The sequence below is a fragment of the Aeromonas sp. FDAARGOS 1405 genome, from assembly GCF_019048265.1.
Lineage (GTDB): Bacteria > Pseudomonadota > Gammaproteobacteria > Enterobacterales > Aeromonadaceae > Aeromonas > Aeromonas veronii_A.
The window spans coordinates 4,045,955-4,068,529 of the sequence record NZ_CP077311.1 but is presented as its reverse complement, the minus strand read 5'-3'; the positions used below and the strand labels follow the sequence as shown (position 1 = coordinate 4,068,529).

19 protein-coding genes are annotated in these 22,575 nt (G+C 55.0%); 13 read left to right on the top strand and 6 right to left on the bottom strand.

The window, feature by feature from the left end:
- The first annotated feature begins 1 nt into the window (after position 1).
- From I6L35_RS18665 to I6L35_RS18610, 12 genes are all read left to right on the top strand, one after another.
- The gene (locus tag I6L35_RS18665; protein ID WP_216979015.1) at positions 2 to 1,201 is read left to right on the top strand and encodes a nucleotide sugar dehydrogenase; all 1,200 of its coding nucleotides are present in this window, start codon (positions 2 to 4) and stop codon (positions 1,199 to 1,201) included.
- Between the two features lie 64 nt (positions 1,202 to 1,265).
- On the top strand, positions 1,266 to 2,168 hold the full coding sequence (locus tag I6L35_RS18660; protein WP_005361368.1) for a glycosyltransferase family 2 protein: 903 nt from the start codon (positions 1,266 to 1,268) through the stop codon (positions 2,166 to 2,168).
- 244 nt (positions 2,169 to 2,412) lie between these two features.
- Positions 2,413 to 4,272, top strand: coding sequence for a glycosyltransferase (locus I6L35_RS18655; RefSeq protein WP_254204490.1), 1,860 nt, complete (start codon positions 2,413 to 2,415; stop codon positions 4,270 to 4,272).
- Positions 4,260 to 5,285 carry a glycosyltransferase family 1 protein gene (locus I6L35_RS18650; RefSeq protein WP_216979013.1) on the top strand — a complete coding sequence of 342 codons (1,026 nt, stop codon included), beginning with the start codon at positions 4,260 to 4,262 and terminating at the stop codon, positions 5,283 to 5,285. The genes I6L35_RS18655 and I6L35_RS18650 overlap by 13 nt, the downstream gene beginning before the upstream one ends.
- Positions 5,286 to 5,311: 26 nt before the next feature.
- Positions 5,312 to 6,241: a UTP--glucose-1-phosphate uridylyltransferase GalU gene (gene galU / locus I6L35_RS18645; protein WP_213388787.1), complete on the top strand. Its 930-nt coding sequence runs from the start codon at positions 5,312 to 5,314 to the stop codon at positions 6,239 to 6,241.
- Position 6,242: 1 nt separating this feature from the next.
- The gene (gene rfbB, locus I6L35_RS18640; protein ID WP_216979012.1) at positions 6,243 to 7,328 is read left to right on the top strand and encodes a dTDP-glucose 4,6-dehydratase; all 1,086 of its coding nucleotides are present in this window, start codon (positions 6,243 to 6,245) and stop codon (positions 7,326 to 7,328) included.
- A complete protein-coding gene (rfbD, locus tag I6L35_RS18635) occupies positions 7,328 to 8,215 on the top strand; it encodes a dTDP-4-dehydrorhamnose reductase (protein ID WP_216979011.1) in 888 nt (295 codons plus the stop codon). The genes rfbB and rfbD overlap by 1 nt, the downstream gene beginning before the upstream one ends.
- Positions 8,216 to 8,327: 112 nt before the next feature.
- Positions 8,328 to 9,206, top strand: coding sequence for a glucose-1-phosphate thymidylyltransferase RfbA (gene rfbA, locus I6L35_RS18630; RefSeq protein WP_201996659.1), 879 nt, complete (start codon positions 8,328 to 8,330; stop codon positions 9,204 to 9,206).
- Between the two features lie 62 nt (positions 9,207 to 9,268).
- On the top strand, positions 9,269 to 9,820 hold the full coding sequence (rfbC, locus tag I6L35_RS18625) for a dTDP-4-dehydrorhamnose 3,5-epimerase (RefSeq protein ID WP_216979010.1): 552 nt from the start codon (positions 9,269 to 9,271) through the stop codon (positions 9,818 to 9,820).
- Positions 9,821 to 9,926: 106 nt separating this feature from the next.
- Positions 9,927 to 11,960, top strand: a complete 2,034-nt coding sequence (locus I6L35_RS18620) for a capsular polysaccharide biosynthesis protein (RefSeq protein ID WP_254204488.1) — start codon at positions 9,927 to 9,929, stop codon at positions 11,958 to 11,960.
- A gap of 7 nt (positions 11,961 to 11,967) precedes the next feature.
- The gene (locus tag I6L35_RS18615) at positions 11,968 to 13,302 is read left to right on the top strand and encodes a capsule biosynthesis protein (RefSeq protein ID WP_216979008.1); all 1,335 of its coding nucleotides are present in this window, start codon (positions 11,968 to 11,970) and stop codon (positions 13,300 to 13,302) included.
- Between the two features lie 60 nt (positions 13,303 to 13,362).
- Positions 13,363 to 13,869, top strand: coding sequence for a hypothetical protein (locus I6L35_RS18610; RefSeq protein ID WP_216979007.1), 507 nt, complete (start codon positions 13,363 to 13,365; stop codon positions 13,867 to 13,869).
- Between the two features lie 317 nt (positions 13,870 to 14,186).
- Here the strand turns inward: I6L35_RS18610 and asnB are convergent, their stop codons facing one another.
- The 4 genes from asnB to I6L35_RS18590 all read right to left on the bottom strand — a co-directional run bounded on the left by asnB (position 14,187) and on the right by I6L35_RS18590 (position 18,916).
- The gene (gene asnB / locus I6L35_RS18605; RefSeq protein ID WP_216979006.1) at positions 14,187 to 15,851 is read right to left on the bottom strand and encodes an asparagine synthase B; all 1,665 of its coding nucleotides are present in this window, start codon (positions 15,849 to 15,851) and stop codon (positions 14,187 to 14,189) included.
- 192 nt (positions 15,852 to 16,043) lie between these two features.
- Positions 16,044 to 16,412, bottom strand: a complete 369-nt coding sequence (locus I6L35_RS18600) for a cupin domain-containing protein (RefSeq protein ID WP_216979005.1) — start codon at positions 16,410 to 16,412, stop codon at positions 16,044 to 16,046.
- Positions 16,413 to 16,537: 125 nt separating this feature from the next.
- Positions 16,538 to 18,112 carry a cation:proton antiporter family protein gene (locus tag I6L35_RS18595; RefSeq protein ID WP_069555033.1) on the bottom strand — a complete coding sequence of 525 codons (1,575 nt, stop codon included), beginning with the start codon at positions 18,110 to 18,112 and terminating at the stop codon, positions 16,538 to 16,540.
- A 54-nt stretch (positions 18,113 to 18,166) separates the two neighbouring features.
- Positions 18,167 to 18,916: an HAD-IIA family hydrolase gene (locus I6L35_RS18590; protein ID WP_005337281.1), complete on the bottom strand. Its 750-nt coding sequence runs from the start codon at positions 18,914 to 18,916 to the stop codon at positions 18,167 to 18,169.
- A gap of 198 nt (positions 18,917 to 19,114) precedes the next feature.
- Here I6L35_RS18590 and I6L35_RS18585 point away from each other — a divergent pair, with 198 nt between their 5' ends.
- On the top strand, positions 19,115 to 20,179 hold the full coding sequence (locus I6L35_RS18585) for an adenosine deaminase (RefSeq protein WP_216979004.1): 1,065 nt from the start codon (positions 19,115 to 19,117) through the stop codon (positions 20,177 to 20,179).
- Positions 20,180 to 20,292: 113 nt separating this feature from the next.
- Here the strand turns inward: I6L35_RS18585 and I6L35_RS18580 are convergent, their stop codons facing one another.
- Together I6L35_RS18580 and I6L35_RS18575 are read right to left on the bottom strand one after the other, a co-directional pair.
- On the bottom strand, positions 20,293 to 21,279 hold the full coding sequence (locus tag I6L35_RS18580; RefSeq protein WP_216979003.1) for a zinc-binding dehydrogenase: 987 nt from the start codon (positions 21,277 to 21,279) through the stop codon (positions 20,293 to 20,295).
- 146 nt (positions 21,280 to 21,425) lie between these two features.
- Positions 21,426 to 22,547 (bottom strand): alkene reductase, encoded by a 1,122-nt coding sequence (locus I6L35_RS18575; protein ID WP_216979002.1) that lies wholly within the window; start codon positions 22,545 to 22,547, stop codon positions 21,426 to 21,428.
- Between the last annotated feature and the right edge of the window lie 28 nt (positions 22,548 to 22,575).

Here is a 22,575-nt window from a genome sequence, read left to right as displayed (position 1 = left end):
AATGCAACCATGTAATACACCTAAAGTGATTGAGAAAAATATTGCCATCGTTGGCATTGGTTATGTTGGTTTAGCAAACGCAGTCGTTTTGTCTCAACATAACAATGTCATGATGCTGGACATTTCCAGTGATAAGGTTTCATTGATTAATGAGCACAAATCACCTATATATGACCCTGAACTTGAGGTCTATTTATCTACTAAAAAACTAAAGCTTAAAGCTACAGTCAATAAGTATGAAGCATATGTGTTTGCCGATGTTGTTATTATCGCTACCCCAACCGACTATGATCCTGATACCAACAACTTCAATACCAGCACGGTTGAGGCAGTGATCCGTGATGTGATGGCCATCAACCCAGAAGCATTAATGGTGATCAAGTCCACCATTCCGGTAGGCTTTACCGAGCGGATGCGTCGTGAGTTGGGTACCGAGAATCTGATCTTCTCCCCGGAGTTCTTACGCGAGGGCAAGGCAGTATATGACAACCTGCATCCCTCTCGCATTGTGGTGGGTGAGTGCAGCGAGCGGGCCCAACGTTTTGCCGACCTGTTGCAAGAGGGGGCCATCAAGCCGGATATTCCTGTATTGCTGACGGGCAGTGCGGAAGCTGAGGCTATCAAGTTGTTTGCCAACACCTATCTGGCGATGCGGGTGGCCTATTTCAACGAGCTGGATACCTATGCCCAGTCTCACGGTCTTGATAGTCGCCAGATTATTGAAGGGATTGGCCTTGATCCCCGTATCGGTAGTCACTACAACAATCCCTCTTTTGGTTATGGTGGTTATTGCCTGCCCAAAGATACCAAGCAGTTGCTTGCCAACTATAACAAGGTGCCCAACAACCTGATCCGCGCCATTGTCGATGCCAATACCACCCGCAAAGACTTTATTGCCGACAGCATTATTCGCCGCAACCCCAAGGTAGTGGGCATCCATCGTTTGGTGATGAAGGCCGGGTCAGATAACTTTCGCTCATCTGCCATTTTGGGCATCATGAAGCGAATCAGAGCAAAAGGCATCGAGATCGTGGTCTTTGAACCAACCATCAATGACGAACATTACTTGGACTATCCTGTAGTCCAGGATTTAACTTATTTTAAATCTATTAGTGATATTATTTTATGTAATCGAATGGCTACTGACTTAGCTGATGTTGATAACAAGGTGTATACACGAGATCTTTTTGGCTCTGATTAATATATTTAGAAGCTGACGATGTCGTCCCCAGCTTAAATTTTAATTTTTTCACTGAGCGCTTATTTTGAAATTATTTATTGCCGCAATTGTAAAAAATGAACTGGATGCGTTATTAGAGTGGATTGCCTATCATCGCATGCTTGGTGTAAGCGGTTTTATCATTGCTGACAATGGTAGCAATGATGGGACACGTGAGCTGCTTGGTGGTTTGGCCAAGCTCGGATTTGTCACTGTTTTAGATTTCCCTACTGTTGGCTCACAAAAACCACAACTACCAGCTTATGAAAGAATACTACGTATCTGTCCACGTGATGTCGATCTCTTGGCATTTATCGATGCTGACGAATTTTTGCAGCCTTTGGAGCAAGAACAATTAACTGCCACATTTTCACGCTGGTTTACCGATGAGAGTGTCAGTGCTGTTGCTTTGAACTGGGCGAATTTTGGTTCGAGTGGCGAAATATTTGCCAATGAAGGGTTAGTGATAGAGCGTTTTATCAAACGCGCACCACGTACTTTTAATGTCAATCATAATTTTAAAAGCATAGTGAGGCCTGCACGTGCCGAGCGTTTTTTTAATCCCCATTATGCCGACCTGCGTTATGGCCGTTATATCGATGTACAAGGTAGCGACTTAGTATTGCATCCCAAACATGGTTATGGCGTCAGTGCAGAGGTACTCTGGCATGGAGTGCGAGTCAATCACTATGCCGTCAAATCATTGGAAGAGTTTTTGCTCGGCAAGTACCTGCGAGGCAGTGCTGCAACTGCCAATCGAGTCAAACATAAGGCTTATTTTGAGGCGCATGATCGCAATGACGAGCAATGTCTGCTGGCCGCGGCATTGGCTCCCCAAGTAAAGGCCGAAATGATAAAACTGAGTGAACAATTAGCCGCCTTGCCTGCAGAGAGGAAGGAGTCCAATAACTCCTGGTTAGCGACTAGTCTCAAAAAGCTGATTAAATAACTGCTGTTACTTTTTAATTCTATTATCCATGGTCTGCCACTGATGTGGCGGACTCTTTCAATGTCCCCCTCAGGTTGTGAATTTATATATGTATAACGATGGTCATTGGCAACCTCTGGCATTGCCTGACGCTTTTTCGTGCCACTCTGGCTGGCTCCTGCTCCGGGGGACAATCGTGGCGAGCCAACCACGAGGGGAGACTCGTCTGTGCTGGCAGTGCGGGCAGGGGAGATGGCACGAACAAGTGTTGCCGGTCACTCGCCGTGGCACCTTGCAGGAGCTGGTCTATCTGCCCTCGGGAGCCTGCCATCTCTCTTTGCTGGCCAGCAGCAAAGGCGCGGATTGCCATGTAGAGATTAGCGAGCTTCGTTGTGTCTCTCCTATTGAGAGTCTCTGGCGTCGATTGCGCCGGGTCTTGCCCTTTTATCGACGCCTGTCGAACTCCAGACGTAAAAGGTTGGGCCTCTCATGGCATTTGTGGCTCACGGATCTGCAGCAGGCTTACCAACTTGTCGGTAGAGTACGTGACGACAAGCCGCTCGATAGCTATGAAGAGTGGCTAGCAAACTTCCATACCTTGGAACCCGCCGAGTACAAGCTGATTGAAGGCCTGTTGGCACGTTGGGACTCATTGCCACGTGTCTGTTTTCATCTTGTTGGCGAAAAGAGTGACCAGAGCCGCCAGCAGACCCTGGATAGCATCCAGGCACTCTGTTATCCGGCAAGTCACATCAGGCTGCAGGAGCATGGCGCATCCTCAGATATCCCCAGTCAGCCTGGCGACGAGTGGCAGTGGGCGTTGCCTGCGGGTGCCCTGGTGTCCCCCAGCGCCCTATTCTGGGTGGCCCATCAGTTACGCCAGGATCCGGATTGTTTATGGCTATACGGGGACCATGACCTGCTTGACGAGAGAGGCAAACGTCACTCTCCCAACTTTAAACCTGACTGGAATGAAACACTGCTGCAGAGCCAAAACTATATTGGCTGGTGTGGCTTGTGGCGTGAACAAGGCGCAAGCCAAATCCCCTTTGATGCTGCAGCATGTCATCAGTGGTGGCTACAGTTGGCACAACAGTGTGAGCCAAACCAGATTGCCCATATTCCATCATTGATGATGCATCTGCCTGCAAGTGCGTTGCTTTCAAATGATTATGACTCACTGAAAGAGAATTTACTGCCATCAGGAGTGAGCATTGGGGCTGCACCTCATGGGATATGTCGTTGGCACTGGCCATTGCCAACGCAATTGCCATTGGTCTCTGTGATTATCCCCACCCGAAATGGTCTCGCTCATTTACGCCCCTGTATTGAAAGCCTGATCAACAAAACCCATTACACCAATATGGATGTCATGGTGATGAATAATCAGAGCGACGACGAGGAGACCCTTGCTTACCTTGCCCATATCGAACAGGTTTATGGTGTCAGGGTGATTTCTTATGATCATCCGTTTAACTATTCAGCCATCAATAACCTTGCGGTAAGCAAAGCACGTGGTGACCTGGTCTGCTTGCTGAATAATGATACCGAGGTGATCAGCGCTGACTGGCTGGATGAAATGGTTTCCCATTTATTGCGTCCTGGTGTGGGCGTCGTCGGTGCAAAGCTCTATTACGGAAATGGTTTGATCCAGCATGCCGGCGATGCTGTCGGACCTGGCGGTTGTGCAGATCACCTTCATAATGGTTTGTCCGCAAACGATCCCGGATACCAGCGGCGGGCTGTCAGTGCTCAAGAGTTGTCAGCTGTGACGGCTGCCTGTTTATTGACTCATAAAGATTTATATATTGCGCTCGGTGGGCTTGATGAAACGAATTTGCCGATAGCGTTTAATGACGTCGATTATTGCCTCAGAGTGCGAGAGGCCGGCTGGCGAGTAGTCTGGACGCCCTTTGCTGAACTGTATCATCATGAGTCTATTTCCCGCGGTAAAGATGTATCAAAACAACAGCAGAGACGAGCAAAATCTGAGTTGCGATATATGAGAACGCGATGGGATCGTGTGCTTAAAAACGATCCTGCCTATAACCCCAACCTGAGTTATGAACGTCCTGATTTCTCTCTAAGCAGAGCTCCTAATATGGTGTTGCCATGGATGAATTAATTCGCAGGAAACTATTCAAACCCTATCTTAAACTCAATAAACAGAGTTATGGCAGCCAGCAGAACTCTGAAGTTGATAGTGAGCGATTGTTTATATTGCATGAGGGGAAATCCCCTACATTGGCCTATTTTGAATCGGCTATTGCCAGTCGATTTCCTGATGCAAGATGTCAATGCGTTGACATTCTTGTTTCACCTGAAATCCCTATTCCGGAAGGATCTGCTCTTGTCATTATTCGATTTATCTCTCCGAAGTGGCAACAGCATATAGAAAGATATATCGACAGATGCTCTCGAATAGTTTATTTCATGGATGACGATCTGTTTGACCCGACGGCGCTATCTACGCTGCCTAAAGAGTATCGCAGCAAGATAATAAGGCGCTCGGCGGCTCAACATCGATGGATCACGCAGTACTGTGATGATATCTGGGTATCTACAGCTTATTTGGCTAAAAAGTATTCCCACCTTAACCCGGAAATAGTTTTCGCAAAACCATCGCCATTACTTCTTGAAAAAAGAAAACCAGTAAGAATAGCTTATCATGGTTCAAGCTCTCATCGGGAAGAGAAGTACTGGCTGCGGCAAATCGTCGAAGGGGTATTGGAAGCCTGCCCTAGTGCCAGCTTTGAAATTTTTGGCGAGCATGATATCTATAAATATTATCGCGACCTACCAAGAGTTTCAGTGCTGCATCCAATGAGTTGGCTAAATTATCTTGCGTATACCAAGACCCATCAGTTGGATATCGGATTGGCGCCGCTGCTTGAATCTGATTTTAATTTGGCACGTGGTCCCGTAAAATTTTATGACTTTGTCAGAATGGGCGCGGTGGGTGTATATAGCAATTGTGCTCCCTATAACGATTTTATCGAACAAAACATCAACGGCATTCTGTTGGAGAACGACCCCCAACGCTGGGTTGATGCAATAACATTACTGATTAATAAAGAAAAGAAACGAGCTGAGCTAGCCAATAATGCGAAACTATATGCTTATTCTTTGGCAAACTGATAACTATAACCTGCACGAGATAATACATGCCTAATAATAATTTTTTAGTGCGAAAAGCTGTTATACCTGTAGCCGGTCTTGGCACCCGAATGTTGCCTGCCACCAAGGCTATCCCGAAAGAGATGCTGCCGATCGTGGACAAGCCGCTGATCCAATATGTGGTCAATGAGTGTGTGGCAGCGGGTATCAAAGAGATTGTACTGGTGACCCACTCTTCAAAAAATGCTATCGAAAACCATTTCGATACTTCGTTTGAACTGGAGGCGACCCTCGAATCTCGCGTTAAACGAAAGCTGCTCGACGAGATACAGAATATTTGTCCGAAAGATGTGACCATCATGCATGTGCGTCAAGGAGAAGCCAAAGGATTAGGCCATGCCATTTTGTGTGCCTATCCGGTCATCGGTGACGAACCGTTCGCCGTTGTTTTACCCGATGTCATTCTGGATGAATATACTGCCGATCAACACACCGAAAACTTGGCTGCCATGTTGGTGCGTTACAAGTTGACTGGACAAAGCCAGGTAATGGTTGAGCCCGTGCCACTGGCTGATACCGATAAATATGGGATAGCTGATTGTAATCAGGTCAAGTTACAGCCAGGTCAATCCGCACCCATCACTGGGTTGGTTGAAAAACCGGATATTGATGAAGCCCCCAGCAACCTGGCCGTCGTTGGTCGTTATGTGTTGAGCAATAATATCTGGCCCTTGCTCAAAAAGACGCCTCCCGGAGCTGGTAATGAGATCCAGTTGACCGACGCGATTGCCATGTTGATTGAGCAAGAAACGGTTGATGCATTCCATATGACAGGGCTGTCCCACGACTGTGGCAATAAGGCTGGTTATATGAAGGCCAATATTGCCTATGGCATGAGGCACCATGAAATTGGTCAGTTTGTGACTGACTATATCAACTCCCTGACCTCACAAAAAATCGAAAAGGCTAGTGTTTAATATGAAAATCCTCGTGACCGGCGGTGCCGGCTTTATCGGCTCTGCCGTGGTGCGCCATATCATCCGTGATACCCAAGATTCTGTTATCAATCTCGATAAACTCACCTATGCCGGCAATCTGGAATCCCTGGCCGATGTATCGACAAGCGAGCGTTATGCGTTTGAGCAGGTGGATATCTGCAACCGTGCCGAGCTGGATCGGGTGTTTGCTCTGCACCAGCCGGATGCGGTGATGCACCTGGCCGCCGAGAGCCATGTTGATCGCTCCATTACAGGGCCGGCTGACTTTATCGAGACCAATATCGTCGGCACCTATATGTTGCTGGAAGCGGCACGCGCTTACTGGAATGGTCTTCATGATCAGCGCAAGGCGGCCTTCCGCTTCCACCATATCTCCACCGATGAGGTGTATGGGGATCTGCCCCATCCGGATGAAGTGGCTGCCGGTGAGTCATTGCCGCTCTTTACCGAGACCACACCCTACGCCCCCAGCAGCCCTTATTCTGCCTCCAAGGCTTCCAGTGATCATCTGGTGCGTGCCTGGCGCCGCACCTACGGCCTGCCCACCATCGTCACCAACTGCTCCAATAACTACGGTCCCTACCACTTCCCCGAGAAGCTGATCCCGCTGGTCATTCTTAACGCGCTGGATGGCAAGCCGCTGCCGGTCTATGGCAAGGGCGACCAGATCCGTGACTGGCTCTATGTGGAAGATCACGCGCGTGCGCTCTACAAGGTGTTGACCACAGGCGTGGTCGGTGAGACCTACAACATCGGCGGTCATAACGAGAAGCAGAATCTGGAGGTGGTACACACCATCTGCGATCTGCTGGACGAGATGGTGCCCAAAGCGGGCTCTTATCGTGATCAAATCACCTATGTGGCGGATCGCCCCGGCCACGATCGCCGCTATGCCATCGATGCCAGCAAGATGAGCAGTGAGCTTGCTTGGCAACCGCAAGAAACGTTCGAGTCGGGTATTCGCAAAACCGTACAGTGGTATCTGGATAACCAGCAGTGGGTCAACAACGTGAAGAGTGGCTCCTATCAGTCCTGGATTGAGCAGAATTACGGGGAGCGTGCCTGATGCATATTTTGCTGTTTGGCAAAAACGGTCAGGTAGGCTGGGAGCTGCAACGCGCACTGGCGCCGCTCGGGCGTATCACGGCCGTCGATTTTGACTCGACCGATTATTGCGGTGATTTCAGCAACCCGGCCGGGGTGGCCGACACGGTACGTCTGGTCAAGCCGGACGTGATTGTCAATGCCGCAGCCCACACCGCAGTCGACAAGGCCGAAAGCGAGCGGGAGTTTGCCGAGCTGCTCAACGCGACCAGCGTGGTTGCGATAGCCAAAGAAGCGGAAGCCTTGGGTGCCTGGCTGGTGCATTACTCCACCGACTATGTGTTCGATGGCAGCGGTGAGCGTCCCTGGGTGGAAACCGATGCCACCGCTCCGCTCAACGTCTATGGCGAAACCAAGCTGGCGGGTGAGCAAGGGGCCGCGCTTTGTTCCCGTCACCTGATTTTTCGCACCAGCTGGGTCTATGCCGCTCGGGGTGCCAACTTTGCCAAGACCATGCTGCGCTTTGGCAAAGAGCGTAGCGAGATGTCAGTCATCAATGACCAGTTTGGCGCTCCGACCGGCGCCGAGTTGCTGGCTGATTGCACCGCTCATGCGATCCGCGTGGCGCAGCGCAACCCCGAGGTCGCCGGGCTGTACCATCTGATTGCCTCCGGCACCACCACCTGGTTTGACTACGCCCAGCTGGTGTTTGCCAAAGCCAGAGAGGCCGGTGTTGAACTGGCGGTGACGCAGCTCAATGCGGTGCCGACCAGTGCCTTCCCGACCCCGGCCAAACGCCCCCATAACTCCCGCCTTGATACCAGCAAATTCCAGCGCACCTTCGAGCTGGTGCTGCCGGAGTGGACCGTCGGTGTGGAGCGGATGTTGACCGAGATCCTCGGTAAGTAAATCACTGGCCAGAGATGTGTTGAACGCCTCTCTGGCTGGCAGGGATAAAACAGAAAGGTGTGGCCGCAAGCCACCCTTTTCTTTTGCAATTTAAAAATAAGAAACAAGCATCATGACCAAACGTAAAGGCATTATTCTGGCCGGTGGCTCTGGCACCCGTCTCTATCCGGTGACCATGGCAGTGAGCAAGCAGCTGTTGCCCATCTATGACAAGCCGATGATCTACTATCCGCTCAGCACCCTGATGCTGGCGGGAATTCGCGATATTTTGATCATCAGCACGCCGCAAGACACTCCCCGCTTTGAGCAATTGCTGGGTGATGGCAGCCAGTGGGGCCTGAATTTGCAGTACAAGGTGCAACCAAGCCCGGATGGGTTGGCGCAAGCCTTTATTCTGGGTGAAGAGTTTATCGGCTCAGACCCCTGTGCGCTGGTGCTGGGGGACAACATCTTCTACGGCCACGACCTGCAGAAACAGTTGGCGGCCGCAGCGGCCAAAGAGAGTGGCGCGACCGTCTTTGCCTACCATGTGCATGACCCCGAGCGTTATGGGGTGGTGGAATTTGATAAAGAGGGGACCGCTATCTCTCTGGAAGAGAAGCCGTTGGAGCCCAAGAGCAACTATGCGGTGACCGGCCTCTATTTCTATGACAACAGCGTGGTGGAGATCGCGAAGAGCCTGAAGCCGTCGCCCCGAGGTGAGCTGGAAATTACCGATGTGAACCGTATCTACCTGGAGCAAGGCAATCTGTCGGTGGCCATGATGGGCCGTGGTTATGCCTGGCTGGATACCGGAACCCATGAAAGCCTGATTGAAGCGAGCAACTTTATTCAGACCATCGAGACCCGTCAGGGGTTGAAGGTTGCGTGCCCAGAAGAGATCGCCTATCGCCAGAAATTTATTACTACCGAGCAGGTTCGAGATCTCGCAGTGCCATTGGCAAAGAATGCCTATGGACAATATCTGTTAAGAATGGTTGCCAAAGCCTGATGTGATATGGGGGAGGGAAAATACTTCCCCCATTAAAAATTGAAGCAAGTGTGGATAGACAGATGAATGTAATCAAGACAGCAATTCCAGATGTGCTTATTTTTGAGCCAAAAGTGTTTGGTGATGAGCGAGGTTTTTTCTTTGAAAGTTTCAACCACAAGTTGTTTGAAGAGGCGGTAGGGTATCCGGTGACGTTTGTGCAGGATAATCACTCCAAATCATCGAAAGGGGTGTTGCGTGGATTGCACTATCAATTGCCGCCCCATGCCCAGGGCAAGCTGGTGCGTTGTGTGGCCGGTGAAGTGTTTGATGTAGCGGTAGATATTCGGAAAAGCTCCCCGACCTTCGGGCAATGGGTAGGCGTTCACCTTTCTGGAGAAAACAAGCGACAGCTGTGGATCCCGGAAGGATTTGCGCATGGCTTTGTTACTCTGACAGAGACGGCCGAGTTTTTGTATAAAACAACCAATTACTATGCCCCCGTAAGTGATAGAGGCATTGCATGGAATGATGCCTCTATTGGTATTAAGTGGCCCGAGTTAAACGCGGATATCCTGACCTCTGCAAAAGATAGTACTGCCAAGTCATTAGCGACCGCAGACCTGTTTATCTAAATTACACTCCCTGCATTACTGCAGGGAGTCTTTAGTTCGCTGAGATAATATGGATTTATATACGGGTTCGAAAGGTATTCTTGCCAGAAAAAACAATATTGAACCTATGCTTGGTTGCTCATTACGTCATATGGCAGGGGCCGTCTCTTTCTCTGAAAATGATGTTTTAGTTGGCTGGGGCCAAAAAGCCAATACCAGGCAGATTAAGCAGAAGGCACAAGCGTTAGGGTTGTCCTATTGGCAGCTGGAAGATGGCTTTATCGGTTATATCGGTCATCCCGCCAGGGGGGGCAAGGCGGTCTCGTTGATCGCCGATCCTGTGGGGATCTATTACGATGCCCGCCAGCCCAGCCAGCTTGAGCAGTTGATTGCCGCCCCGTGCGAGCCACAGATGTTGGCACGGGCCGAGCGATTGATCAGTGAGTTGGTTCACCTCGGGATCACCAAATACAACTGTTATGCCACTGTGCCGGCTCACGCTGCCAACCATGGCAGCGTGAGTCGTTTCGCCGCACAAGGGGGGGAGGGTGGCCTGCCATCGGCGCTGGCCGCGCGGTTGCAGCAGAGCGCCAAACCCAAGGTCCTGTTGGTCGATCAGGTGGCGGGAGATCTCTCCATTCCGGGGGCGCTGGCCAGTGAAGCTGATTTTGTGGCGATGGTGGAGGCGGCGCGCCGCAATCATCCCGATGCGCGCCTGCTGCTGCGCACCCATCCCGATACGCGCTTTGGCAAGAAAAGCGGTGTGCTGGCGCGCTTGCAGCTAAATGATGTTGAAGTGGTTGCCGAGCATTGTCATCCTCATGCGTTGCTCAATGCGGTGGATGCTGTCTATACAGTCTCATCCCAGCTTGGTTTTGAGGGGTTGTTGCTGGGCAAGCCGGTCTACTGCTTCGGTATGCCGTTTTATGCCGGTTGGGGGCTGACCCATGACAGCAAGCAGTGCGAGCGCCGCAACGTAAACGTGTCGCTCGCCCAGCTGGTCGCGGCAGCCTTGATTTGCTACCCGCGCTATCTGGACCCCGTGCTTGGCCAGCGTTGTGAAGTGGAAGAGGTCATTGCCATCATCGCTCGCCAGCAAAAGCCCGCTCCACGTTGGCGCAGGCTTTATCTGGTCGGTTTCTCGCTGTGGAAGCGCGCCTTTATGCAGGCGTTTTGTCATCACCTGGCCGAGGAGCTTTGTTTTGTTAGCAAGCCTCCCAAGCGGTTGACTGGTGATGAGCAGGTTCTGGTGTGGGGAAGTCGCTATCCCGAGCTGGTTTCAGCGATACGGGTCGAAGACGGCTTTATCCGCTCGAAAGGGTTGGGTTCCAACCTGTGCCGTCCTTCGTCACTGTCACTGGATCCGGTCGGCATTTATTTTGATAGCCGAACCCCCAGCGGGTTGGAGCAGTTGCTCAACTATCAGCAATTGACCGAGCCGGAGATTGAACGTGGCGAGAGGTTGATCTCGTTGCTTCGTCAACATCAGATCAGCAAGTACAACGTGGGGGAGATTCAACCCTATTCACCGCCCATGGATGGTCGACAACTGGTGTTGGTGGTGGGGCAGGTGGATGGTGATGCCTCTATTCTGACCGGTAGCCCGTATATTCGCAGCAACGAGCAGTTGCTCTGGGCGGTGCGAGCGGCCAAACCCGACGCTCATATTCTCTACAAACCGCATCCTGATGTGGTGGCGGGCAACCGTGGCGGGGCGATTTCTGCGGCTTGTCTGGCGGAGTGTGTCGATAGTCAGGTGCTGGATGTTGGCCTCACCAGTCTGTATCCCCATGTGGATGAGCTGCATACCATGACGTCACTCAGTGGCTTCGAGGCGCTGGTGCAGGGAGTCAAAGTGACGACCTGGGGCCAACCCTTTTACAGTGGCTGGGGTCTGACCACGGATGCCAATCCGCCTGCTCGCCGTCAGCGCACGCTGCCTTTGTCAGCACTGGTCTATCTGACGCTGGTCGCCTATCCACTCTATCTGGATTGGCAAACCGGGCTCTGGATCAGCCCTGAGCAGTTGATCCACCAGTTGGCGACACAGGGACACTCATCAGCTCAGAAAGCGAGCCGCTGGCAACGCTGGCAGCTCAAGTTCGGTTATTTGATCCAGACGCTCATGCAGCGCCCCTCTCTCTCCCCGTTTTTGAGATAAGTCGTTAATGAAGATTTTGTTACTGCAAGGACCGCTTGGTCCTTTCTTTCAGACCCTGAGTCGTCAGTTGACCGAGGCGGGACATCAGGTGGTGAAGATCCAGTTCAATGGCGGGGATGAGTGCTGGCCCTGTGCTGGAGAAAATCTGCGCTTTCGCGGCAAACCGGAGAGCTGGAACGCCTTCTTTCGCCGGGTGCTCAAGCAGCATGGTATTGATGCGGTGATCTGTTACGGGGATTGCCGTTACTACCATCTGGAGGCAGGTCGCATCTGCAAGCTGAAGCGAGTGCCATTCTGGGCAATGGAAGAGGGGTACCTCAGGCCTGACTATGTGACCCTTGAGCAAGGGGGGGTCAATGCCTTCAGCCCCTGGTATGAGCGGCGCGATCAACTTGCCCAACTGGATTGGCCTGAGCCTTATGACAGTTCACTCAAGGTGGGCAAGACCTTCGCCGTGCGCGCTTGGTATGCCAGTCGCTACCACATCAACAAGTCGTTGTATCGCTGGCGTTATCCCCACTTCGTCAATCATCGCCCCTGGAGTCTGGTGCAAGAGGCGATGGGGTGGGTCTGCGGGGCCATGGTGAAGTATGGAAACGTGCGTCAGGATCGCGCCCTGCTCAAGGCGTTGCCCCGGCACGCTGGACGGATCTTTTTCGTGCCATTGCAAGTGACCGAAGACTTTCAAATCAGGGAACACTCAGACTTGAGCGGGGTCGAGGAGATGGTTGCGCAGGTGATCAACTCGTTTGCGCAGTATGCCAAGCCTGAAGATATATTGCTGTTCAAGCATCACCCCATGGATCGGGGCTATGTCAGCTATCGCGCCCAGATCAATCGACTCATTGCCGTACTTGGCCTGGAGGGGAGGGTCTTTTACGGTTATGAACTGCCACTGCCGACCCTTTATCCCTTGCTCAAGGGGGTTATTACCATCAACAGCACGGTCGGCCTCTCTGCCCTGCTCCATGACGTGCCCACCTTTTGTATGGGACGGGCACTCTATGATATCGCCGGGTTGACCACCAAAGGCTCGCTGGCCTCCTTCTGGCACAAGCAGAGCCCGGTATGTGCCGAGACATTCAAGCGGGTGCGCCACTCCTTGCTCCATCTGACCCAGCTCAATGCCAGTTTTTACCGTCATTTGAATATGAGTGCGCAGGCGGTCATGGAAAAAATGAAGCTTTCGAAGTCCTGTCTGGGAGATGGTGTTGTATCACCGGAACGCCGTATGAGAGTGAATAAAACAATGTGCCTTACATTGCCTTGGCTGGCGACTCTCGACAGTATTACCGACCCGTTTACATCTGTGGGTTCAACCGTTCTGATGTTACTCGTTTGAAGTCTGCTGAACTTTGCGTTAGTTTGTTAGTGAGAGGTAAATAAAACCAGGAAGGTTAACATGAACATTCACGGTTGCTTGTTATCCATTGGGTTATTGGGGTTGCCGACTTTTTCCATGGCAGCTGATCATGATCTTTCACTGATTATTCACGGCGCATCTATTCACAGTCATTGCTCAAAAGGTACAGGAAGCAAGAGCAAGACCTGTGATTTTAATGGTTTTAACCCCGGGCTGGGATTGGCGTGGGTGTTCTTGGGTGACAGCGACACGGGGAAACTGGCGCTTCGCGGTGGTTTTTATCGAGATTCTCTTGAGAATACAGCAGGTTATGCCGGTGTCTCTTATCGAAAAGAGTGGTATCTCACCGAACATGTATTTGCCGGAGTTGGCATGGAGGCCGGTTATCTCAACGGTTCGGGTATTGATGGTTTTGCTGCATTACCGATGGTGACATTGGGTTATAAATCGGTTGCATTGGAAATAGGCTATGCACCCAAGGTTGATTGGGTACCAGGAGGAGACCATGTTGCGGTCACCACATTTACATTGCGATGGACGCTATAATAGCCCGGATATATTGCTGCAAGGTTTTAATTTGTAACTTTACCACGTACTTTTCATTCATGGTTGCTGAGAAATACACGCTTCTTGTTACTATCTATATATTAAAGGGCAAGTTTTTCTGAAAAAAATAGAAAGTTGAAGATCACTTTTTTATGTGGGCGACAATGATGCTGGATTTATTCAAGATGGAGTCAACAGCATATTTATTTATCAATGTTGATTGCGTCTGAATAATTCGGAAAATAAAAAAGCCCTTCACCATGGTGAAGGGCTTTTTGCTATCTGGCGTTTACCCGCTTGGGTTGCTCCGTCTGGGTTTAGTAGCCCTGCTGGTGCACATCCATTACTGCGCGGCCAGACGGGTCGGCCATCTCCTTGAACTTGGCATCCCACTCCAGCGCGGTGGGAGTGGAGCAGGCGACCGACTTGCCGTAGGGCACGGTGCGGGCGGCGGCTTCCAGCGGGAAGTGCTCGTCAAAGATGGCGCGGTAGAAGTAGGCCTCTTTGGTGAGCGGAGTGTTGATGGGGAAGCGGAATGCGGCCGCCTCGAACATCTGATCCGTCACTTCCTGCTCCACCATGGCTTTCAGGCTGTCGATCCACGAATAACCCACGCCGTCGGAGAACTGCTCCTTCTGGCGCCAAGCCACTTCGTGGGGCAGCAGATCCTCGAACGCTTCGCGCAGGATGTGCTTCTCGATCTTGCCCTTGCCGCACATCTTGTCAGCCGGCTGCAGGCGCATCGCCACGTCCATGAACTCCTTGTCGAGGAAGGGCACACGACCTTCCACACCCCAGGCGGCCATCGACTTGTTGGCACGCAGGCAGTCATAGAGGTGCAAAGAGGCAAGCTTGCGCACGTTCTCTTCGTGGAACTCTTTGGCATTGGGCGCCTTGTGGAAGTAGAGGTAGCCACCGAACAGCTCGTCGGAGCCTTCACCGGAGAGCACCATCTTGATCCCCATCGCCTTGATGTAACGGGCCATCAGGTACATGGGCGTGGAGGCGCGGATGGTGGTGACGTCATAGGTCTCCAGGTGATAGATGACGTCGCGCAGGGCATCCAGACCCTCCTGCACGGTGAAGTGGATCTGGTGATGGATGGTGCCGAGGTGATCGGCCACTTTACGGGCGGCGGCAAGATCCGGCGACCCTTCCAGCCCCACGGCGAAGGAGTGCAGTTGTGGCCACCAGGCTTCGCTCTTGCCATCGTCCTCGATGCGACGCGCCGCATAGAGCTTGGTAATGGCGGAGATAACGGAGGAGTCCAGCCCGCCGGAGAGCAGCACGCCATAAGGCACGTCGCACATCAGCTGGCGCTTGACCGCCGCTTCCAGCGCGGCTTTCAGCTCCGCTTTGTCGCTGACGTTGTGCTCGACCGCGCTGTATTCCATCCAGTCGCGCTTGTACCACTGTTTGAGCTCGCCATCCTTGCTCCACAGGTAGTGTCCCGGCGGGAAGGTTTCGACGCTCTTGCAGACCGGCACCAGCGCCTTCATTTCGGAGGCGACATAGAAGTTGCCGTGCTCGTCGCGGCCGGTATAGAGGGGGATGATCCCCATGTGGTCGCGACCAATCAGGTAGGCATCCTGTTCGGCGTCATAAAGAATGAAGGCAAAGATGCCGTTGAGATCGTCGAGAAACACCGGGCCCTTCTCCTTGTAAAGGGCCAGCAGCACTTCGCAGTCAGATTTGGTCTGGAACTGGAAGTCGACCTTGAGGGTCTTCTCCAGCTCTTTGTGGTTGTAGATCTCGCCATTGACCGCCAGCACATGGGTGCGCTCGGGGTTGTAGAGCGGCTGGGCGCCATTGCCCGGGTCGACGATGGCCAGACGCTCATGTACCAGAATGGCTTTGTCGGAGCTGTAGACGCCGGACCAGTCAGGCCCGCGGTGACGAAGTCGCTTGGACATCTCCAGCGCCGATTTGCGCAGGGCTACTGCATCGGACTTGATATCCAGAATGCCGAAAATTGAACACATTGGCGGTAATCCTCTTGATTTTTATATGAGCCCCCCACGTTTGGGCTCGAAATTCCATTTACATTCCTCGTCAGACACAATGCCTAGCGGAAAAACCTTTTGCAAGCGGGAAAACCGCAGAAAATCATGCTGTAAGCGTCAAGCGGATCAACAGGATAAGGGCTGCTGCAACGGGGCAGGGTGACGTGAACGTCAAGTCGAGGCGGGTTCGAAGATGACGTAGACCTTGCGACAGGGGGTGAGGGTCTCCCACTCTCCGACAAAACCGGCGGGAATGACGAATTGATCGCCGGGTTTGAGGGCCAGCTGGCCGCCCAGATTGTCGTGGATCACCACATCCCCCTCCAGCAGCTGGCAATACTCGTGTTCGGTGTAGTGGATGGCCCAGCGGCCGGGCTCGCAAGCCCAGAAGCCGACGTGAAACTGCTGGCGGGGGTCGGAGTAGTGGTTCCACACCGTCTGGCTCGGGTTGCCCGCTTTAATGCGCTCGGGGGCGGGCATCAGCGGGGTAGGGGCCGCCTCGTGGCGGTCGAGCAGGATCCAGTCGTTGAGGGTCTTCATGGTGCCTCCTTGGCTTCGGCAGATAGGAACGCGGGGCCATCCCGGCCCGCGTTTGTTTTATTAAACGAGATTGTGCATAACTTAAACGATGCGCATTCCCTTGCCAAGGGCTGCTGGCCGACGACTCAAAGCGGCTGCAAGCGGCGGATCACATGACGGGCAAAGCCGCTGCCCGCTTCGTTGTAGACGTTGAACACCGCATCCACCCCCTGCTCCTGCAGGGAGGCGATATCATCCTCGAAGCGGACGATGGCGGCGATCTTGCCGTTGAATCCATGGCTGCGCAGCTTCTCGATGGCGTAGAGGTTACCCGAGTGGTGGGGCATCGCCAGCAGCACCAGATTGACTTGATTGGAGAGCAGCACCTTGTCCCAGAAGTCGGTATCGGTGGCATCCCCCTCGATGACGTTCATCCCCTGGGCTCGCAGGGTGGGTAGCTTCTCGCTGTCGTTCTCCACTCCGAGGATGACGTTGCCGTATTTGTTCTCCAGCTCGAAGTAGGCCCCCTGACCGATCCGCCCCATGCCGAGGATGATCACCTCCGCATCGCCCAGCTCGATGGGTCTGTCTTCCGGATGGAGGTTGCTCGCCTGCAATCCCCGCAGCCAGTGGCCGATGCGATGGTAGATGCGCTCACTCTGAGCATTGAGCGGGGCAGAGATCATAAAGCTGGCCGCCAGCGCCAGCGAGACCGCCACCAGCCACTCGTGGGAGAGCCAGCCCGCCTTGGCGGCGATGGCGGCGACGATCAGGCCAAACTCCGAGAAGTTGGTGAGCGCCAGGGTCGAGAGCAGGGCGGTACGCACCCGCAGGTGTGCGCCGCTGTAGACCAGATAGTAGAGCGCGCTTTTGAGCGGCAGGGCCAGCACCAGCGCCAGCGCCAGCAACATGGTGTCGTGGGTCGGCAGGCCGTTGAGGCCGATGGTGAGAAAGAAGCAGACCAGAAAGAGGTCTTTGAGGTTGAAGAGCGCCTTGGCCAATCCCGCCGCCGCCGGATGAGAGGCGAGCAGCATGCCGATGATGAGGGCCCCCAGATCCGGCTTGAGGCCGACCACTTCAAACCCGGCCGCCCCCACCACCAGCGCCAGAAAGACCCCGAACAGCACCTGCAACTCGCCGTGACCGGCCCGCTCCAAGAGCTTGAACAGCAGCGGGCGCAGCAGCGGCAGCCCCAGTACCCAGAGCGCCCAGATGCTGGGCCACTTGCCGCTGGAAAACGCCAAAAAGGCCACGGCGAACACATCCTGCATCACCAGCACGCCGATGGCGATGCGGGCGTAGAGGGCATTCATGTCGCTGCGATCTTCCAATACCTTGACCGCAAAGACGGTGCTGGAGAAGGAGAGGGCAAAGCCCAGCAGAAGCGCCAGTTTCCAGTCAAGCGAGAGGGCAAGTTCAAGCCCCAGCCCCTTGCAGACCAGCAGCACCACGGTAAAGAGCAGGGTGGAGAGCAGCAGGTGCAGGCTGGTGGTGCCCCACACATCGCGCCGCATCAGGGTCTTGATATTGAGCTTGAGACCGATGGTGAACAGCAGCAGGGTGACGCCGAGATCGGCGACTTCGCTCAGGGCGGGGGTATTTTCATATCCCATGCCGTTGAGGATAAAACCGGCGGCCAGAAAGCCGAGCAGGGGGGGCAGGCCAATCAGATTGACTACCATGCCGCAACCAAAAGCCACGGCGATCAGAATGGGTTCCATAACAGATCCTGCAAGGGCAGGAGAGACCTGCCCTGTTTAACGCTTGGGTGGTGATTAGACGATATCGATATCGACCACGGAGTCGAAAATATGGTTCGGGCGAAACGGCATGCGGTCGATGTCGGCGACCTTGCTCACCCCGGAGAGCACCAGCACCGTCTCGAGACCGGCCTGAAAGCCCGCCAGAATGTCGGTGCGCAGGTTGTCGCCGATGATGATGGTGTCGTCGGAGTGGGCCTCCATCCGGTTGAGCGCCGCACGGATGATCCAGGCGCTCGGCTTGCCGACATAGAACGGCTTCTTGCCGGTCATCCGCTCGATGGGGGCGCACAGGGCGCCGCAGGCCGGGTGCATCATGGGGCCGTGGGTATCGGGGTTGGTCGCGATAAAGCGGGCCCCCTGATCGACGAACTTGGCCCCCTGTTGCATCATGGTCCAGTTGTAGTTGCGGGTCTCGCCTACCACCACGAAGTCGGGGTCGATATCGGTGATGGTGAAACCGGCTTTGTAGAGCTCGTGGGTCAGCGCCCCTTCACCGATCACATAGGCCTTCTTGCCATCCTGACGCTTAAGGAAATCGGCGGTACCCATGGCGGAGGTGTAGAAGCACTCCTCCGGCACTTCGATACCTGCGGAGCGGAAGCGGTTTTGCAGATCTTTCTGGGTCTGGGCCGGGTAGTTGGTGAGGAACAAGAGCTTGCTGCCCTGCTCCAGCAGGCGATGGACGAAACGGTCAGCACCTGGGATGAGATCGTTGTTGTGCAGGATGACACCGTCGATATCGCAGATGACGTTCTTCTTCATGAAAACTCCTTGTCAAGGCGCAGGCGAGCCGCCAATCGGTAAGATGTTCAATCATTTATGATTTTTGTGACGCCATTATAAGTCTGTTTGATGACAAGTCTCCCCTGTCTCGCCACTTGGGTGCACAATAAAGTTGTCATGGTGTCAGTCTGGTGGAGGGGCTGACGCCGGGATCACTTTGCTGCTGGAGCCGTCGCTATGGACACCCCGATTCCCAAGCCCGTCACATCCGAACACCTCACCGCCGCGCAATTTATCGCCGGACTGCCGAAACTGGAGCTGCACCTGCATATCGAGGGCAGCCTCGAACCCGAGCTGATGTTTGAGCTGGGCCGCCGCAATAACATCCCGCTGCCCTGGCCTGATGTGGCCAGCGTGCGCGCCGCCTATGATTTTGACTGCCTGCAATCCTTTCTCGACCTCTACTATCGCGGCGCCAGCGTGCTGGTGACCGAGCAGGATTTTTTCGACCTCACCTGGGCCTATCTTGAACGTTGCGCTGCTGACAAGGTGGTGCATGTGGAGATCTTCTTTGACCCGCAGACCCACACCGCCCGCGGCGTCCCCTTTGCTACTGTGCTGGGCGGTATCGAGCGGGCGCTGCAGACTGGGGAGCGGGAGTTTGGCATCAGCTGGCGGCTTATCATGAGCTTTTTGCGCCACCTCAGCGAGGATGAAGCGTTCGCTACGTTGGCAGAGGCTATGCCCTTCCTGTCGCGCATTCACGGCATCGGCCTCGACTCGGGGGAGAGGGGCAATCCGCCGACCAAGTTTGCCAGGGTCTTCGCCAAATGCCGCGAGCTGCGGCTGCCGGTGGTGGCCCACGCCGGCGAAGAGGGGCCTGCCGACTACATCTGGCAGGCGATCAACGAGCTGCAGGTATGCCGTATCGATCACGGAGTGCGCTCGGCCGATGATCCCGAGCTGCTGCGCTATCTGGCCGATACCCGCTTGCCGCTTACCGTCTGCCCCCTCTCCAACACCCGGCTCAAGGTGTTCGGCAATATGGCCCAGCACAATGTGCTGCGGCTGCTGGAGCAGGGGCTCTGCGTCACCATCAACTCGGACGACCCCGCCTACTTTGGCGGCTATATGAATGCCAACTTTGCGGCGCTGGCCGATGGCCTTGGCGCGACCATGAGTCAGCTATGTCGCTTGTCGCTTAATGCGGTGGAGGCGAGCTGGCTCTCTCTGGCCGACAAGGCGCGGCTGACCAGGGAGATCCGCAGTTATGCCGCGACTCACGGGGTGATCCTGCATTGAGTCAGGCGCCAATGAAGTCGAGATGACATGCAGTAGATATAAAGAGAGGCCCGCCATCACTGGCGGGCCTCTCTTATTTTAAAGGCTGGTGTGATTTCTGGAGGAGGGCTGTATTACGCCACTCGCACCAGAAACTTCTCGCCCTGTCCTTCGCGCTTGAAGCGCTCGAGCTGGGTAGGCAGTGCCTCAAAGTCGCCCACCACCAGCGGCGGTAGGGTCAGCTCGCCGCTCGCCATCTGCGCCATCATGGCGACCCCGGCGGCGACCAGTCGGCTCCACTGTTTGTCCGAGCCAAAGGCGTGCTGGGCACCCAGTGCAATCTCGTGTAACGAGTGGCAATGGGCAAAGGCGGGCAGCGGATTGTGCGGGATGCGCCCCAGCACAGTCACCATATGGCCGTAGTAGCCAAGGGCGGGCAGCAGGCTCTCTGCCTGTTGGCTCGAGACCAGATCGATGATCCCCTCGAACGGCTCGTTGCCGTTGGCGGCCTGCAAGGTGGCCAGCCAGTCTGGTTCCCGATAATCGGCCACCCCCTGCACGCCGATCTGTTTGAGCCACTGATGGTGGCGTGGGCTGGCGCTGGCAAAGACCCGCGCTCCTTGCTGGAGGGCAAGTTGCACCGCAAATCGGCCGACACTGCTGCCGGCACCTGTGATGAGCAGTGCTTCCCCGTGCAGGCGCGGCAGCTTGGCCAGTGCCTGCCAAGCGGTGAGACCGGGACAGGGCAGGGCGGCGGCGGCCTCGTCACTCAGGGCATCGGGCACCGGCAGCAGGGCACGGGCCGGTACCCTGGTGTGGCGGGCAAAGCTGCCGTGGTGGCGCAGGTCGGTGTGATAGGCGACCCGGGCACCGAGGCGCAGATGGCTGACGTTGGCGCCGAGGGCCATGATAGTGCCCATGCCATCAACGCCGGGCACCTGACCCTCCTGCCAGTGGGAGTGGCCATATTCGATCAGCTTCCAGTCCACCGGATTGAAGGCGATAACCCGGTTTGCCACCAGCACCTCGTCAGGGGCGAGCGGTGCCAGGGGCAGATCGGCGAGGGTCAGCTGGGTCGGTTCACCGGGGGCATGCCAGCACCAGGCTTGGGTGTGATTCATGGTGACTCCTTGTGAAAGCGAGGGGAGATAACAACGAGATCATTGCAACAGCAATATAGAGAAACTGCCACTGCTGCGAATGGGCAACAATACGGCAGGCCCCAACCTGTGGGGCCTGCGTTACATGGCTGGTTGGCCATCGGCAATCAGCTGCTGGTGGTTGCGTCCTCGGCCTGATAGACGGGGTAGTCGGTCAGCCCTTTCTCGCCGCCGCCAAACAGGGTGGCCGGATCGTGGGGGGCCAGCGGATAGCCGTGGCGCAGACGGTTCGGCAGATCCGGGTTGGCAACGAAGGGGCGGCCAAAGCCAATCATGTCGGCCCAGCCCGCTTCGAGGGCGGCGCGAGCCCGCTTGCCATCATATTTGCCGGCATAGATCAGGGTGTTGGGGAAGGCATCCCGTAGACCCTGCTTGAAGTTCTCCGGCATCAGGGGGGCATCGTCCCAGTCCGCTTCGGCGATGTGCAGGTAGACCACGTTGAGCTGGCCCAGCAGGCGGGCGGCGGCCAGATAGGTCTCCTGCGGGTTGGCATCCACGGTGCCGTTGAGGGTGGTGAGTGGCGCAAGACGCACCCCGACCCGATCGGCGCCGATTTCGCTGCTGACTGCCTCGGTCACCTCTTTGAGGAAGCGCAGCCGGTTTTCCAGCGATCCGCCGTAGCTGTCGGTGCGGGCGTTGGATTCGGAGTCGAGGAACTGGTTGATCAGATAACCGTTGGCAGCGTGCAGCTCGATGCCGTCAAAACCGGCGCTGATGGCGTTGCGAGCCGCCTGACGGAACTGGCCCACCACCGCATCGATATCGGCTTGGGTCATGGCGCGCGGGGTGACGGTCTCGACAAAGCCCGGCACATCGCTGCCGTTATCGACGAACACCTTGACGCCCACTGCGGGCAGGGCTGAAGCGGAGATGGGCTGGGCACCGCCGATGTTGTCCGGATGGGTGACCCGGCCCACGTGCCAGAGCTGGGCGAAGATAGTGCCTCCCTTGGCGTGCACGGCATCGGTTACAAGCTTCCAGCCAGCGATCTGCTCTGCGCTGTAGATGCCCGGCGTCCAGGCATAGCCCTTGCCCATGGGGTCGATTTGGGTGCCTTCGCTGATGATCAGGCCCGCCTCGGCGCGCTGGGCGTAGTAGCTCGCCATCATGGCGTTGGCCACATCACCGGGCTGACTGGCACGGGAGCGGGTCATGGGGGGCATGACGATGCGGTTGGCAAGGTGCAGCTGGCCGAGGCGCAGCGGGCAGAACAGGTGATCGTGGCTCATCTTGAGTTCCTCATGGTGGAAGTGAGGC